This is a genomic window from uncultured Cellulomonas sp., from assembly GCF_947494015.1.
Classification (GTDB): domain Bacteria; phylum Actinomycetota; class Actinomycetes; order Actinomycetales; family Cellulomonadaceae; genus Pengzhenrongella.
This window is the reverse complement of the sequence record NZ_CANLTL010000006.1, coordinates 182,539-197,469: the sequence shown is the minus strand read 5'-3', so window position 1 is coordinate 197,469 and position 14,931 is coordinate 182,539. Positions and strand designations below refer to the sequence as shown.

The window sequence follows — 14,931 nt, the reverse complement described above, 5'->3', positions numbered from 1 at the left end:
ACCCGTCCGCGTAGCATGACGCCGTCGGCGGTAGCCGTCGGCACGGGTGCGCACGCGCCACCACGAGCACGGGACATCGGCACAGGACGGGGGGCACGGTGGACGGCGTCGTCGGACGAGGCACCCTGCTGGCCGGGCGCTACCGGACCCTGGAGCCGCTCGACTCAGACCTCGCCGGTGCGTCGTCGTGGGACGCCACCGACCAGATCCTGGACCGCCCGGTCCGGGTGACGGTGCTGCACTCCGGCTCCGTGCCGCAGGCTCTGGACGCTGCGCGCCGCGCGGCGCTGGTGACCGACCCGCGGTTGCTGCGCGTGCTCGACGTCGGCGAGCACGAGGGCGTCGCGTACACCGTGTCCGAGCAGGTCACCGGCCCGTCGCTGGCCGACCTCGTCGCGCGCGGGCCGCTGCCGGCCGACCAGGCACGGGCGATCGTCGGTGAGGCGGCGTCGGCCCTCGAGGCGGCCCGCCGCCGTGGCGTCCACCACGGGGCGCTGCGGCCGTCGGTCCTGCACCTGACGCCCGACGACCGGGTCGTCGTCACCGGCGTCGCCGTCGACGCCGCCCTCCTCGGCCAGGACACCACGGACGCGACCGCCGCCAGCCGGGCCGACACGCTCGGCCTGGTCGCCCTGCTGTACGCCGCACTCACCGGCCGCTGGCCCGCGACACCCTTCGGCGACGGGCCGGGCGCCCGGCCCGGGTCGAGCCTCGACGACGCGCCGCTGCTCGAGGGAGCTCCCGTCCCGCCGGCCGAGGTCGCGTCGGGGGTGCCCAACGACCTCGACACGCTCTGCGCCGTCACCCTCGGCGTGCACGACGACGGCCCGCGTACCCCCGCCGAGCTGGTCCAGGAGCTCGAGCCCTGGGGTGACATCCACGCGACGGACCTGTTCGCGGTGACCCGACCGATCTCGCTGCCCTCGCCCCCTCGGCGGCCGGCGTCACCGCCGCGCGGCACGCCCGCCGCCCCGGCACGCGTGCAGCGGACGTCGGTGCGCTCGGCGTTCGCCGAGCACGCCGGGTCGGTCCCGTCGCGGCCGGGCACCCCGCCGCCGGCCACCCCGACCCGGTCGTCGGCGTTCACCGGTCCCGCCGTCGGGGCAGGCGTGGGCAGCACCGCTGCCGGTGCTGCGGCCCGCGCTGCCGGGACTGCCGGTGCCGCCGGAGCAGCAGGCGGCGCGGCAGGAGCCGGCGGTGCAGGCGCAGCCGCGCCGACCCGCCCGGTGACCGACGGCGACGGCGCGCCCCCCACTGCGCCGATGCCGACCACGGGCGCCACGACCGGCGCGGCGCCGCCGACCGAGACGCTGCCGCCGGCGACCGGGAGCGACGCCGCCGCGGGTGCTCCGGTCGCCACGTCCACCACCGAGACGCCCACCGAGACGCCCACCACCCAGATGCCCAGCGTCGGCGGAGCCCCCGCCGCCGCGTCGGGCACCCCGGAGCCGGTCCGCGCGGAGCCGACCGCACCCGCCGACCGCGACCGCGCCTCCGACGACGCCGTCACCGCCGGCCCGGGCACGCCGGACGAGGTCCCGGACGCGGCGCGGCCACCGGCCACCGCGACCGTCCCGGTCGCCGACGGCGAGGGGAGGCCGTCGAGGGAGGCCGCACCGACAGCCGCCGTCCCGGTCGCCGACGGCGAAGGGAGGCCGTCGAGGGAGGCCGCACCGACAGCCGCCGTCCCGGTCGCGGACGGTGCTGCCGGGTCTCGCGACGGTGCTGCCGCGTCTCCCCACCGGGCCGCAGCGTCTCCGGCGCCCGAGTCGGTCGACGCGGCCGACCCGGCCGACCCGGTCGACGCGGCCGACGCGGCCGACCCGGCCCCTCTCCGCCCGACCACGCCGGAGGGCCGCACCGCAGCGACCGCGGACCGGGGCACCGCCGGCACCACCGGGGCCCCGTCCGCCGCGCCAGGGAACCCGATGGCATCGGCCCGGGCGACCCCGGCATCGGCCGGGGCGTCCACCGCCGCCCCCGCCGCGCCGGCGTCCCTGCTGCCCGGCGGACGTCCCGGCGGGCTGGACGTCGCCGCGGCGCGCGAGTCCATCGCCGCTCACCGCTTCGACCCGACGCGGCTCGTGCTGCTGATGGTCGGGCTGGCCATCGTGCTCGGGCTGTTCATCGCCGCCCAGGCCCTCACCCGGCCGGTCGGACCGCCCGCCGCGGAGCAGCCGGCGCCCGTCGCGACCGAGCCGCCGCCGGCGGAGGAGCCGGCTCCCGAGGAGCCCGCACCGCAGGAGCCCGCACCCGAGGAGCCCGCACCGCCCGCACCTCCGGTCATCGCGTCGGGGGCCCAGCTGGACCCGCCCCCGGCCGGTGACGAGAACGAGCACCCCGAGGCGGTGCCGCTGGCGATCGACGGGGACCCGGGCACGGTCTGGTACACCCGCACCTACAGCACGCCGACCTTCGGCGGCCTGAAGACCGGCGTCGGCTACGCCGTCACCCTCGCCGAGCCCGCGACCGTCTCCACGGTCACCCTCGACGTGCGCGGGTCCGGCGGTCAGGTGGAGGTGCGTGCGACGGACCCGTCGACACCCACCGAGGGTGCGGTCCTGGCCTCCGGGGCGCTCGGCCCCGGGACCACGCTGACCCTGAGCGAGCCCACCGAGACGCAGAACCTGGTCCTGTGGTTCACCGAGCTGCCGCAGACCGAGGACGGCTCCAACCGGGTCGAGCTGGCCGAGGTCGCCGTCTCCTAGACCGCCGCGGCGCCCCGTCGGCGCCCCGCCGCCCGTCCCGGCGCGTCCGCCGCGGTTTGTCGCCGGAGGTGTCGTCGGGGAACACTTCACGGCGAGGATCGGTTCGGCACAGCAGACGGCGCACGACGCGCCGGTGAGCACGAGGACGAGGTAGGCGTGTGAGCGAGCAGACCACCCCCCAGACCACCACCCCAGGCGCCCCGCGCGACGTGGTCATCGTCGGCTCGGGTCCGGCCGGCTACACCGCCGCGGTGTACGCGGCGCGTGCGGGTCTGGCCCCGCTGGTCATCGCCGGGTCGGTGACCGCCGGCGGCGCGCTGATGAACACGACCGAGGTCGAGAACTTCCCCGGCTTCCCCGACGGCATCCAGGGTCCCGAGCTCATGGAGGCGATGCAGAAGCAGGCCGAGAAGTTCGGGGCCGAGGTGCTGTGGGACGACGTCGTCGAGATGCAGCTCGACGGACCGGTCAAGACGCTGCGCACCGGCGGCGGCGAGACGTTCACCTCGCTGTCGGTGGTGCTGGCCACCGGCTCCGCCTACCGCGAGCTCGGGCTGCCCGACGAGAAGCGGCTCTCCGGCCGCGGGGTGTCATGGTGCGCCACCTGTGACGGGTTCTTCTTCCGCGACCAGGAGATCGTCGTCGTCGGCGGGGGTGACTCCGCCGTGGAGGAGGCGACCTTCCTGACCCGGTTCGCGTCGAAGGTCACCATGGTGCACCGGCGCGGTGAGCTGCGGGCGTCGAAGGTCATGGCCGACCGCGCGAAGAACGACCCCAAGATCGAGTTCGCCTGGCACAGCGAGGTCGTGGCCATCCACGGCCAGGACAAGGTGTCCGGCGTGACGCTGCGCGACACCCGCACCGGTGAGCAGCGCGACCTCCCCGTCGGCGGGGTGTTCGTGGCGATCGGCCACGTGCCGCGCACCGAGCTGCTGACCGGCCAGATCGACCTGGACGAGAACAACTACATCAAGGTCGTCGGCCGCACCACGTTGACCAACCTGCCCGGGGTGTTCGCGTGCGGCGACGCCGTCGACCACATCTACCGCCAGGCCATCACCGCTGCCGGCTCCGGGTGCGCCGCCGCGCTGGACGCCCAGCACTACGTCACCGGGCTCGGCGACGTCGGCACCGACGGCCCGGTCGCGCCCGACGAGGCTGTCGCCCTTCAGGAGGCCTGACATGTCCACCCCCACCCCTGTCGCAGCCCCGGTGCACGCGACCGACGCGACGTACCGGGCCGAGGTCCTCGAGTCCGACCTCCCGGTCGTCGTGGACTTCTGGGCGCCCTGGTGCGGTCCGTGCCGCATGGTCGCGCCGGTGCTCGACGAGCTGGCCGCCGTGTACGCGGGCCGGGTCAAGGTCGTCAAGGTCAACACCGACGAGAACGCGCAGGTCGCCGCCGACTACGGCATCGTCTCGATCCCCACGATGCACTTCGTCAAGGGCGGTGAGCTCGTCTCCACGGTGGTCGGGGCGCGGCCCAAGCCCGCGCTCGTGAAGGAGATCGAGACGACCCTGCTCGCCCACTGAGATCTCACCGGCGCGCGCCCACCCGGGGTGCCGCCGACCGGCGTGGCAGACTCGCCCCATGACCTCCGAGACGCCCGGGGCAGGTGCACTGCCCCCCACCGGGGCCGCCGCCGACGCGCCGGCCGTCCACCAGCACCCCGCCAGTGGCTCCGCGCCGACCGACCCGGGCGCCCACGGCACCCGCCTCGACCCGTGGCTGCACTCCTACGCAGACCGGGCGCACGCGATGCGGGCGTCGGAGATCCGGGCCCTGTTCGCCGTCGCCAGCCGACCCGAGGTGGTCTCGCTCGCCGGTGGCATGCCGTACCTCGAGGGCCTGCCGCTGGACGTCCTGGCGGACATGAGCCGGCACGTGGTCGCGACCCGGGGCACGACGGCGCTGCAGTACGGGTCCGGGCAGGGCGACGAGACGCTGCGCGAGCAGATCCTCGACGTCATGCGCCTCGAGGGCATCGACGCCCATCCCGACGACGTGGTCGTGACCACCGGGAGCCAGCAGGCGCTGGACCTGGTGACGCGGATCTTCGTGAACCCGGGCGACGTCGTCGTGGCCGAGGCGCCGTCGTACGTCGGCGCGCTCGGGGTGTTCCGTGCGTACGAGGCGGACGTCGTCCACGTCCCGCTCGACGAGCACGGTCTGGTGCCCGAGGCGCTGGAGGAGACGCTCACCGCGCTGGAACGGGACGGTCGCACCGTCAAGCTGCTCTACACGGTGCCGAACTTCCACAACCCGGCCGGCGTCACGCTCAGCGCCGAGCGCCGCCCACGGATCCTCGAGATCGCGCGGCGCCACGGCGTCCTGGTCCTGGAGGACAACCCCTACGGCCTGCTCGGGTTCTCGGGCGACCCGCTGCCCGCGCTGCGGTCTATCGAGGCCGACGGCGTCATCTACCTGGGCTCGTTCTCCAAGACGTTCGCCCCCGGCTACCGGGTGGGCTGGGCGGTCGCACCGCACGCCGTCCGCGAGAAGCTCGTCCTCGCGAGCGAGGCGTCCATCCTCAGCCCGTCCAACGCGTCGCAGCTCGCCATCTCCGCCTACCTGGCGACCTGCGACTGGAAGGGCCAGGTCAAGTCGTTCCAGGAGCTGTACCGCGAGCGGCGCGACGCGATGGTGGGTGCGCTGGCCGAGCACCTGCCGGATGCGTCCTGGACCGTGCCCGACGGCGGCTTCTACACCTGGGTCCGGCTGCCGGAGGGCCTCGACGCCCGGGCGATGCTGCCGCGTGCCGTCACGGCGCGGGTCGCCTATGTCCCCGGGACGGCGTTCTACTTCGACGACCGCGGCACCGACCACATGCGGCTGTCGTTCTGCTTCCCGACGCCCGAGCGGATCCGTGAGGGCGTGCGGCGTCTGGCCGGCGTCGTCGCCGGCGAGAGCGAGCTCGTGTCGCTGTTCGGCACCTCGGGGACGCGGCCGGTGCGCGACGTGCAGTCCCCGGGTCCCGACCTGGCGTGACGAGACCCCCGAGCACCCCCCTGGACGAGAGGACCGCCCCGTGAACGCTGCCCCGAGCGAGGCCGCGACGTCCGCGCCGGCGGATCCGGCCGCGTCCGCTGCGCGCGTCGTCGTCCTGGCGGGCGGGCTGTCGCACGAGCGTGACGTCTCCCTGCGCTCGGGTCGCCGTGTCGCCGAGGCGCTGCGCGGCGCCGGCATCGAGGTCACCGTGCACGACGTCGACGCCGACCTCATCCCGGCGCTCACCCAGACCCGCCCCGACCTCGTGTGGCCGTTGCTCCACGGGGCGACGGGTGAGGACGGGTCGGTACGGGACGTGCTGGAGCTGCTGCGCGTGCCGTACCTGGGCACCGACCCACGTGCCAGCCGGCTCGCGTGGAGCAAGCCGGTCGCCAAGACGGTCGTCACCCGCGCCGGGCTGGCCACACCCGAGTTCGTCACCCTGCCGCAGAGCCTGTTCCGCGAGCTCGGCGCCGGCCGCGTGCTCGACGCCATCGTCGACCGCCTGGGGCTGCCGCTGGTGGTCAAGCCGTCCCGCGGTGGCTCGGCGCTCGGGGTCACGCTGGTGGGGACGGCCGCCGAGCTCGCCCGCTCGATGGTCGACGCGTTCTCCTACGGTGACACGGCGCTGGTCGAGCGCGCGGTGGCGGGCCGGGAGGTCGCCGTCAGCGTGGTCGAGGACCGGGGCGGACCGCGCGCCCTGCCAGCCGTCGAGATCGTCACCGAGGGTCCGTACGACTACGACGCCCGGTACAACCCGGGGCGGACCGAGTACTTCGCGCCCGCTCGGCTCGACGCTCGGGAGCAGGCCGCGGTGGCCGCCATGGCCGTCACCGCTCATCAGGCGCTCGGCCTGCGCCACCTCTCCCGCACGGACCTCATCGTCGACGACGACGGCGTGCCGCACTTCCTCGAGGTCAACGTCGCCCCGGGCATGACGGAGACGTCGCTGTTCCCGCAGGCGGCCGCGGCGGCCGGGCACGACCTCGGTTCGCTGTACCGCGATCTCGTCGACCGAGCCCTCGCAGACGCCACCGCGACGCGCTGACCTGCGAGAACGTCAAAAGCACCGCGTCGTGCCGAGCTCGCCGTCCCGGCCGGCCCACGACCGCGTCAGTCCTCCGGTGCGGTGAGGAGACCGGCGTCCGCCGGCGACAGGGTGGTCAGGATGCGGTTGAGATCCTGGACCGATGCGAACTCCACCGTGAGGCGGCCTTTGCTCTTCCCGAGCGCGATCTTGACCCGAGTCTCGAACCGGTCCGACAGTCGCGCCGCGAGCTCGTCGACCGCGTCGGCCCGGGGACCCACCCGGGCCCGACGGCTCGCACTCACCGGTCGTTCCGCCTCGCCACCGAGGGCGACGATCTCCTCGGTCGCACGGACCGACAGGCCCTCCGCCACGATGCGCTGCGCGAGCCGTTCGATCGCCGCCCCGTCGGTCAGCCCGAGAAGCGCTCGCGCGTGCCCGGCCGACAGCACGCCGGCGGCGACGCGTCGCTGGACCAGCGGCGGGAGGCGCAGCAGTCGCAGCGTGTTCGAGATCTGAGGCCGCGACCGCGAGATCCGGGTGGCGAGCTCCTCGTGCGTGCAGCCGAAGTCGTCGAGCAGCTGCTGGTAGGCGGCGGCCTCTTCGAGCGGGTTCAGCTGACTACGGTGCAGGTTCTCGAGCAGCGCATCACGAAGCAGGTCGGCATCGTCCGTCTCGCGCACGATGGCGGGCACTGTCGCGAGTCCTGCTCGCTGACTCGCGCGCCAGCGGCGCTCGCCCATGATGAGCTCGTAGTCCGCGTCGCTGCCCTGCGCCGGCCGGACGACGATCGGCTGCAGCACCCCGATCTCGCGTACGGATCCCGTCAGCTCCTCGAGCGCGTCCTCGTCGAACACCGTGCGCGGTTGACGCGAGTTGGGTCGGATCGAGTCGACAGGGAGCTCGGCGAAGCGCGCGCCCGGCACGGGCAGCAAGTCGCCGGTTTCACGTGGAACATCGACGGAGACCACCTGGGCAGCGGCGGCTCGGGACCCGACTGCTCCGGACGAGCCGTCCCGGACACGCTGCTCCGACGGAGCACCCGGCACCATGTCCTCCCCGCGCGCCGAGGCCGCAGCCGCAGCCGCCGCAGCACCGGCGACATCGGGAAAGAACACGTCGACCGGACGCTGCTGGTCGCTCGCCGTCGGGATCAGCGCGCCCAGGCCGCGTCCCAGACCGCGCCGCTTGTCACTCATGTGTTCCGTCCTTGTCCGTCGTGGTGAGGTGGTGGTCGACTCCGCGGACCGCCAGCTCGCGCGCCGCCTCCAGATAGGCCAGCGCACCACTGGATCCGGCGTCATAGCTGAGCACCGTCTGTCCGTACCCAGGGGCCTCGGAGATGCGGACCGAGCGCGGGACGGTCGTGCGCAGCGTGATCGCGGGGAAGTGCTCGCGGACCTCCGCCGCCACCTGCTGCGCGAGGTTCGTCCGAGCGTCGTACATCGTGAGCAGGATTGTCGTGACGCGTAGATCGGGATTGAGATGCGCCCGCATGAGCTCCACGGTGTTGAGCAGCTGACTCAGGCCCTCCAGGGCGTAGTACTCACACTGGATCGGGATCAGGACCTCGCGCGCAGTCACGAAGGCGTTCACGGTGAGCAAGCCCAGGCTCGGGGGACAGTCGATGAAGACGTAGTCGATCGGGTCCTGCCCACTGGCATCACGCTGAGCCAGGTACCGGTCCAGCGCCCGGCGCAACCGGTGCTCACGGGACTCCATCGACACCAGCTCGATCTCGGCCCCCGACAGATCGATCGTGGCAGGCACGCACCACAGCTGAGGGATGTCCGGGCACTGCTGCACCGCATGTGCGAGGTCCGCCTCGTCGACCAGAACCTCGTAGACGGACGGGGTACCGCTGCGGTGCTCGATACCCAGAGCGGTGGACGCGTTGCCCTGCGGGTCGTTGTCGATGACCAGGACGTTGAGGCCGCCCTTCGCCAGTGCGGCGGCCAGGTTCACACTCGTCGTCGTCTTTCCGACGCCGCCCTTCTGGTTCGCGACCGTGAGAACGCGAGTCGCCTCCGGGCGGGGAAAGCGCCGGCCACGAAGCTGGATACGTCGTCGCGCATCCCTGGCCAGCTCCGCCATGAGCGGCGTCGTCTCATCACCACTGGGGAGGCTGTCGACCAGTGCCGTCCTGCGCTCCTCGTCCCGTCCGGACGTTTCACGTGGAACGGTGCGGTCGTTCGCTCCGGACGTGCGCCCCGCCAGATCCGTCGGCTCCGTCATACCGCTTCTGCCAGAGCGTTGCTTGCCGTCGCCGTCACGCCGAAGACCCTACCTGGGGAACTGGTGTCGTCCCGACACCGACGCACGGGGTACGCGTGGACCCGCGAGATGCCGTGTTCCACGTGAAACGTCCGGTGGAGCGCGGTTCGGCAGTCGAACGCCAAGCTCCTGCACCCCCCGGGGCCTCCGTGGGGATCACCGGACCAACCGAGGCGCCACCGTCGATCGCGTCATCAGCCGTCCCGACCGACGAGCGAGATCGGCGTACCCCGGTCGACGCGCGGCCCGCTGACCTGGGTGGCCGGATCTTGCCGACGTCGACGCGGCGATGTCGGGCGACCGCTGGCGACCGCCGTGGCCCTTCAGCAGCTACGCAAGAGCCGCGGCAGCGTCAGAGCCGAGGCGGGCGCTACCGACGACGCAATCGACAGCGACAGCGACAGCGACAGCGACAGCGACAGCGACAACCGTAGCTGCGACTGCATGAGGGGGCAGGGGCAGGGCGGGCCAGGGCAGGGGCAGAGCTCGGGCGCGAGTTGAAACAGCGACGAACCCGCCACGGCCTCGGTGCAACAGACGATCCACGCGCGGCGGCAGCGGGTGCGGTGGCCTCGATGAAGGTCCGAGCCAGCCACGACGAACAGCCGCGTTCCACCCTCCCTGCTGAAGACGATCGCCCCCCGGCTGTGGGCGCGGCGCGGCGGCCCCGAAGTCGCGCAGCGCGAAGAACGTCTCCTCCGCGAGAGCGAACGGGGCGCCATCACCACGAGTCGCGCAAGCCTGCTGCGTCGCTGCCCGCTCCAGACACGGAGTCGTTGTCCGGTCTGTGGCGACGACGTGACGGCCGTGGCGCCCACTCACCTCGTCTCCCGGCCCGCTCCACGCACCGCAGCCCGAACTCCCGCGGTTTCACGTGGAACACCGTGCCCCCTCGACCGGCTCTCCTATCTAACGCCGCCCCCTGACACAGATGCTCCGCCCACACTGAGAAGGTTGAGAGCCGTGAGACAAGCCCCTCGGCTCTGTACCTATCCCCGCTATAGGAGCGAGGTGCACCAGCCGGAGACGGCGGACCAGTCGGACACAGCCCGGTCCGCGAGGTCCGGACCGCCGCTCAAGAGCAGTCGGCAGCGACGTCGCGCGCGAGTACTGGCGCGACGAGCTCTCACGGCACGTATCGGTACGGCCACGCGCGACCCGCGTACGACTCGCACGGGTGTGGTCGTTCCGCGTGGCCGGCCAGAAGCCACACCGGAGGTGCACCGACGACCCAGGCGACGCAGTCGCTGGGAGCGATCCCGCTGCCCGAAGCACCGATCGACAGGGACCCCCGCCGGTCGTAGCCCCGCGGGTGACGACCTGGGTCGGCGCGGCGCCACGGTCGTCAGCACGCCCGGCCGCCCGCCGCCCCCGCCGGGACGACGCGGGGCGTCGCGGCGTCGACACTCCTCGCGTCCTCTGGTCCCGACCGGAGTCTGCGGACGATGTCATGCCCGTCCCGGTGTCCCCGCCACTCCCGACAGACCTCGGACATCCGCCTGGACGCGGAACTGGGACCGGGGGTTGCCGCCGGGATCAGACACCACCAACACTTCTCGGCGGTGTCGAACATCGGCCTGGGTGTGGAGCAGGGGCTGGGACCGCTGTCCGGGTCTGGACCCCGCCTGCAGCGGAGCGGACTCCCGCCCCGACCAGAGCACCACCGAACGCGTCCGGCCGACAGGAGCGCAATGCTGGCCTGCCCGCGGACTCGACCCCCTCGGGTGGCCACCACGTCACGGTGACGGCGCCCGGGTGGGACCTCTCGATCGGTTGCGGCCGCACATCGCGGCAGACGTGCTACCCGTCCTTCTGAATGCGCACGATGGTCGTCGGTTCCAGCCCCGGCAGTGTCTCGCCGGCGACGATCTCCGTCCGGACGGCCTTGAGCTTGCGCAGCACGTGCTTGGCGTCGTCCAGCTCCGTCGTGGCCTGCCGTCCTTTGAGCACGACGAGGTGACCGCCGGGCCGAAGCATCGGCATCGACCACCGCGCCAGTCGGTCCATCGGCGCCACGGCCCGAGCGGTGACCGCATCGGCCGACATCCGTCCGTGCTGCTCCTCGGCGCGGCCCCGCACCACCGTGGCGTTCGCCAGTCCGAGCGCGTCGACCACCTCGACCAGCCACGCTGTTCGGCGCTCCATGGGCTCGAGGAGGACCACCTCACACCTCGGCAGCAGAGCGGCCAGGACGATGCCGGGGAGACCGGCTCCCGATCCGACGTCGACGAGGAGTCCCTGCGTCGGGAGGTGAGGTGCCAGGGACGCACTGTTCAGCAGGTGGCGCTCCCACAGCCGACTCACCTCGCGCGGACCGATCAGGCCCCGGAGGACGCCCTGTTCCCGCAGCAGTTGGTCGAACTGCTCCATCGCCGGATACGCCGCGCCGAGGAGATCTGCCACGCGCGGGTCCCCGGCGAGCGGGTCGACATCGGCCGATTGTCCCGCCGGCCCCGGGTCGGGCACCCCGCCGGCGTCGGCACTCGACGACCCAGCGGCGTGCGACCTGTCTGTGTGACGACCCGTCACCCGACCCCCCGACCTGCTCGCTGCGAGAGCCACGAACGACGCTGTTTCACGTGGAACCTCCAAGTAGAATGTTCAACTACCGGCGGGACAACGCCGTGCTGACTCACCACTTCGTCCCCGCGTGTCCGCCCCAGCGACACCGGTCCGCCGGACTGCGACGTGGCCAAGCGCGTCGCAACCCTCGCACCCGGGCGCCACAGCGGTTGTCCACACACTCTGTCCACACTGTGTGAACACCGCGCCGCTGCTCCCGACCACCCCACACGGACTCGTGCGGACCGCGGCTCATGACAGCACCGGTCCCACTCGACACGGGCCCCACTCGACACGCGCATGAGGACGGACGGACGGGCGCCGGCCATCGCACGAGCAGTCCGTACCGACCCGTGCACCTGTCGTCGCCCGAGCGGCGTCAGGCCGGGCGGATCACCACGTGCCGGTGCGGCTCCATACCGTCGGAGTCGCTCGTCAGACCCGCCTCCGAGACCGCGTCGTGGACGACCTTGCGCTCGAAAGGGTTCATCGGCTCGAGCGCCAGCTCGGTGCCCGACGCCCGGACCGTCTCGATCGCCTTGGCGGCCACCGCGAGGAGCTCGGCCCGCCGGCCCGCCCGGTAGGCGGCCACGTCGAGCATCAGACGGCTGCGCTCCCCGGTCTTCGCCTGCACCGCAAGTCGGGTGAGCTCCTGAAGGGCGTCGAGCACCTCGCCGTCGGTGCCGACCAGACGGGCGAGCGCGCGCTCCGAGCCCTGCTCGGCGACGATCTCGACGGCCGCTCGACCGTGGTCGATGTCGATGTCGATGTCGCCGTCCAGGTCGGCGATGTCCAGCAGCTCCTCGAGGTAGTCGGCGGCGATCTCGCCTTCCTCCTCCAGGCGCTTGAGGCCCGCGCTCTCAACCGGCGTCTGCTGATGCTCCGCGGATGTCGTCATGGCTGCTCCTCATCGAGATCGTGCCGCACCGGCACGGGTCAGGTCGTGGGCTTGGTGGAGGACGCATCCCCGGCGTCCGTCGAGGACGCACCGCGCTCCGAGCCCGAGGTGGGTGCGCCGGGTGCGCGCCCACCCGACTTCTCCCGGCCCCGGGTCGGCTGGACTGCGGTCGCACCGGTCGGCCGGGGCTTGCGTCGAGCGCCGGCGTCCGTGGAGGCACCGGTCGAGCCGACCCTGCTGCCAGGCGCGGACGTCCCGCGCTTCGTCGACGCACCCTTCGCCGGGCCCGACGACCCGCCTGCGGTCGCGGGCTTGGCCGGCCCGGCGCCACTCGGGCCGGTCGAGCCGGCCGTCGGCGGGCGCGTCCCGGCCGAGGGCTTCGCCTTGGCCCGAGCCTTGCCGACCGGCTGCTGGCGCTGCCCCTTGGGGGCGGGAGGCTCGATGACGGCGGTCGTCCCGGAGCCGGCCGCGTCGGTGCCCGGCAGGTCCTTGCCCTTGCGCTGGCGCCGCTCCTTGAGGCGTCGCTCCGCCTCCGACCCGGGAGCAGGCATCCGGCGGATCGTGTAGAACTGCTGGCCCATCGACCACAGGTTGGTGGTCGTCCAGTAGATCAGGACACCGATCGGGAAGTTCACGCCTGAGAAGGCGAAGATGAGCGGCAGGACGTAGAGCAGCACCTTCTGCTGCTGCGCCATCGGGCCCTGCAGGGCCGACGGCGGCATGTTCTTCATGGTCAGCTGCCGCTGCGTGAGGAACGTAGTCGCAGACATCGCGACGATGAGCAGGATGGTCACCAGGCGTGTGTTGAGGGCGGCATCGCCCTCGAGCCCGGCCTGCATGAACGTGGACGACAGCGGCGCACCGAGGATCGTCGACCGCTCGGCCTGCGCCGCGACCACCTGGTCGATCGGCCCGATCCCGTCGCGGGTGCCGGCCCCGATCTCGTCCAGGGAGTTCAGCACCCGGAACAGGGCGAAGAAGATGGGGGACTGCGCCAGGATCGGCAGGCACGACGCGAACGGGTTGGTGCCGTGCTTCTTGTACAGCGCCATCGTCTCGCGGCTCATCGCCTCGCGGGACGCCGGATCGGTCTTGCCCTTGTACTTCTTCTGGATCGCCTGCATCTCGGGGGCGATGATCTGCATCCCGCGGGACGCCTTGATCTGCTTGAAGAACAGCGGGATGAGCAGGATCCGCATGACGACGACGAGCGTGACGATGGACAGACCCCAGGCCAGCCCCGACGCCGCGTCCAGCCCGAGCGCCGTCAGGCCGGAGTGGGCCAGGTACATGATCCAGGCCACGACCCACTCGATCGGGTACAGGATCTTCAGGAAGTCCATCGGTGCGTTCCCTCACGTCGTTCAGAAGTCGTCGGTGCCCGCGGCGGGCGTGAGCTCAGTGCTGGTGGTGCGGCCGGCCGGTGCGCCCATCCTGCCCCCTGGCCGGCGGCACGTCGTCCACCCCACCGGAGTTCCACGGGTTGCACCGCAGCAGTCGCCAGGCGGCGAGCCCTGTGCCGCGGACGGCTCCGTGCCGCTCGATCGCAGTCACGGCGTACTGGGAGCAGCTCGGGTAGAAGCGGCAGGTCGGCCCGTACAACGGCGACACCACCCGCTGGTACAGACGCAGCAGCCCCACCAGGACGACACGCGGGGCCGAGCGCAGCAGTGCCCCTGCGCGCCCCGCCGCCCGGCCGACGTCGTCCGACCGCGCGGCGAACCCGCGCTCGCTCGCTCCACCGCCGTCGCGCACGACCCCACCCCCGCCGGAGGTCACCGGCGTCCGGCCCGCGACCGACGCGTCGCGCCCGCCAGTGCCCGCTCGAAGTCGGTGGCCAGCGCCGACGACTCCATCTCGGCAGCCGCCGGCAACGCACGAACGACCAGCCGCCCACCGTCGGGCAGCTGGTCGATCCGGTGGCTCACCACGGCCCGCAACCGGCGCTTGACGCGGTTGCGGACGACCGCGTTCCCCACGGACTTGGCGACGACGAATCCCACCCGTGCCCCCTCCTGCGCGACCGGGTCGCGGTGGAGGTGGACGACGAGCGACGTCGATCCGCTGCGGGCACCACGACGCACCGCCTGCTCGAAGTCAGCAGGGCGGCGCATGCGTGACGCCGCGGGGAGCACGGAGAGGGCGTCAGGCCGAGAGCTCGGTGCGGCCCTTGCGCCGGCGGGCGGCGAGGATGGCGCGCCCCGCGCGGGTCCGCATGCGCAGGCGGAAGCCGTGGGTCTTCGCGCGACGCCGGTTGTTCGGCTGGAAGGTCCGCTTGCTCACGAGGGTTTCTCCAAGTACTTCGGGGATCGCACTGCTCGGGCGCGAGCGGTGCCAGGATCTGCTGCCGTCTCGACAGGTAGGGCGCGAGCCGTACCGCGCGTCGTGCGGGCACGACAGCGGGAGCCGTCGAAGCGGCTCGCCAACGTTACGCGCGGCGCGCGAGCGGGTCAAATGCCGGAGCCGGGGCCGA

General features: G+C 73.0%; 13 protein-coding genes. 5 read left to right on the top strand and 8 right to left on the bottom strand.

Annotation, left to right across the window (positions count from 1 at the left end; genetic code table 11):
- Positions 1-98 precede the first annotated feature (98 nt).
- From Q0840_RS09040 to Q0840_RS09020, 5 genes are all read left to right on the top strand, one after another.
- Positions 99-2,708, top strand: a complete 2,610-nt coding sequence (locus tag Q0840_RS09040) for a hypothetical protein (RefSeq protein ID WP_298458959.1) — start codon at positions 99-101, stop codon at positions 2,706-2,708.
- Positions 2,709-2,866: 158 nt separating this feature from the next.
- On the top strand, positions 2,867-3,889 hold the full coding sequence (gene trxB, locus Q0840_RS09035; RefSeq protein ID WP_298458957.1) for a thioredoxin-disulfide reductase: 1,023 nt from the start codon (positions 2,867-2,869) through the stop codon (positions 3,887-3,889).
- 1 nt (position 3,890) lies between these two features.
- Entirely contained in the window at positions 3,891-4,241 is a 351-nt protein-coding gene (gene trxA / locus Q0840_RS09030; protein WP_298458954.1) for a thioredoxin, read from the top strand.
- 58 nt (positions 4,242-4,299) lie between these two features.
- Positions 4,300-5,697: a PLP-dependent aminotransferase family protein gene (locus Q0840_RS09025; RefSeq protein ID WP_298458951.1), complete on the top strand. Its 1,398-nt coding sequence runs from the start codon at positions 4,300-4,302 to the stop codon at positions 5,695-5,697.
- Positions 5,698-5,737: 40 nt separating this feature from the next.
- The gene (locus Q0840_RS09020; protein ID WP_298458948.1) at positions 5,738-6,745 is read left to right on the top strand and encodes a D-alanine--D-alanine ligase; all 1,008 of its coding nucleotides are present in this window, start codon (positions 5,738-5,740) and stop codon (positions 6,743-6,745) included.
- Between the two features lie 65 nt (positions 6,746-6,810).
- On the opposite strand, the gene Q0840_RS09015 is transcribed toward Q0840_RS09020, so the two are convergent.
- From Q0840_RS09015 to rpmH, 8 genes are all read right to left on the bottom strand, one after another.
- The gene (locus tag Q0840_RS09015) at positions 6,811-7,923 is read right to left on the bottom strand and encodes a ParB/RepB/Spo0J family partition protein (RefSeq protein WP_298458946.1); all 1,113 of its coding nucleotides are present in this window, start codon (positions 7,921-7,923) and stop codon (positions 6,811-6,813) included.
- Positions 7,916-8,959: a ParA family protein gene (locus Q0840_RS09010; protein ID WP_367183093.1), complete on the bottom strand. Its 1,044-nt coding sequence runs from the start codon at positions 8,957-8,959 to the stop codon at positions 7,916-7,918. The genes Q0840_RS09015 and Q0840_RS09010 overlap by 8 nt, the downstream gene beginning before the upstream one ends.
- Before the next feature lie 1,839 nt (positions 8,960-10,798).
- Complete coding sequence (rsmG, locus tag Q0840_RS09005) at positions 10,799-11,401, bottom strand: 16S rRNA (guanine(527)-N(7))-methyltransferase RsmG (protein ID WP_298458944.1); 603 nt, start codon at positions 11,399-11,401, stop codon at positions 10,799-10,801.
- Between the two features lie 538 nt (positions 11,402-11,939).
- Complete coding sequence (locus Q0840_RS09000) at positions 11,940-12,458, bottom strand: R3H domain-containing nucleic acid-binding protein (protein WP_298458942.1); 519 nt, start codon at positions 12,456-12,458, stop codon at positions 11,940-11,942.
- A 38-nt stretch (positions 12,459-12,496) separates the two neighbouring features.
- A complete protein-coding gene (gene yidC, locus Q0840_RS08995; protein WP_298458939.1) occupies positions 12,497-13,801 on the bottom strand; it encodes a membrane protein insertase YidC in 1,305 nt (434 codons plus the stop codon).
- 55 nt (positions 13,802-13,856) lie between these two features.
- A complete protein-coding gene (yidD, locus tag Q0840_RS08990) occupies positions 13,857-14,129 on the bottom strand; it encodes a membrane protein insertion efficiency factor YidD (protein WP_298459084.1) in 273 nt (90 codons plus the stop codon).
- 104 nt (positions 14,130-14,233) lie between these two features.
- Positions 14,234-14,593, bottom strand: a complete 360-nt coding sequence (rnpA, locus tag Q0840_RS08985) for a ribonuclease P protein component (protein WP_298458937.1) — start codon at positions 14,591-14,593, stop codon at positions 14,234-14,236.
- A 10-nt stretch (positions 14,594-14,603) separates the two neighbouring features.
- Complete coding sequence (gene rpmH, locus Q0840_RS08980) at positions 14,604-14,741, bottom strand: 50S ribosomal protein L34 (protein ID WP_034225701.1); 138 nt, start codon at positions 14,739-14,741, stop codon at positions 14,604-14,606.
- Between the last annotated feature and the right edge of the window lie 190 nt (positions 14,742-14,931).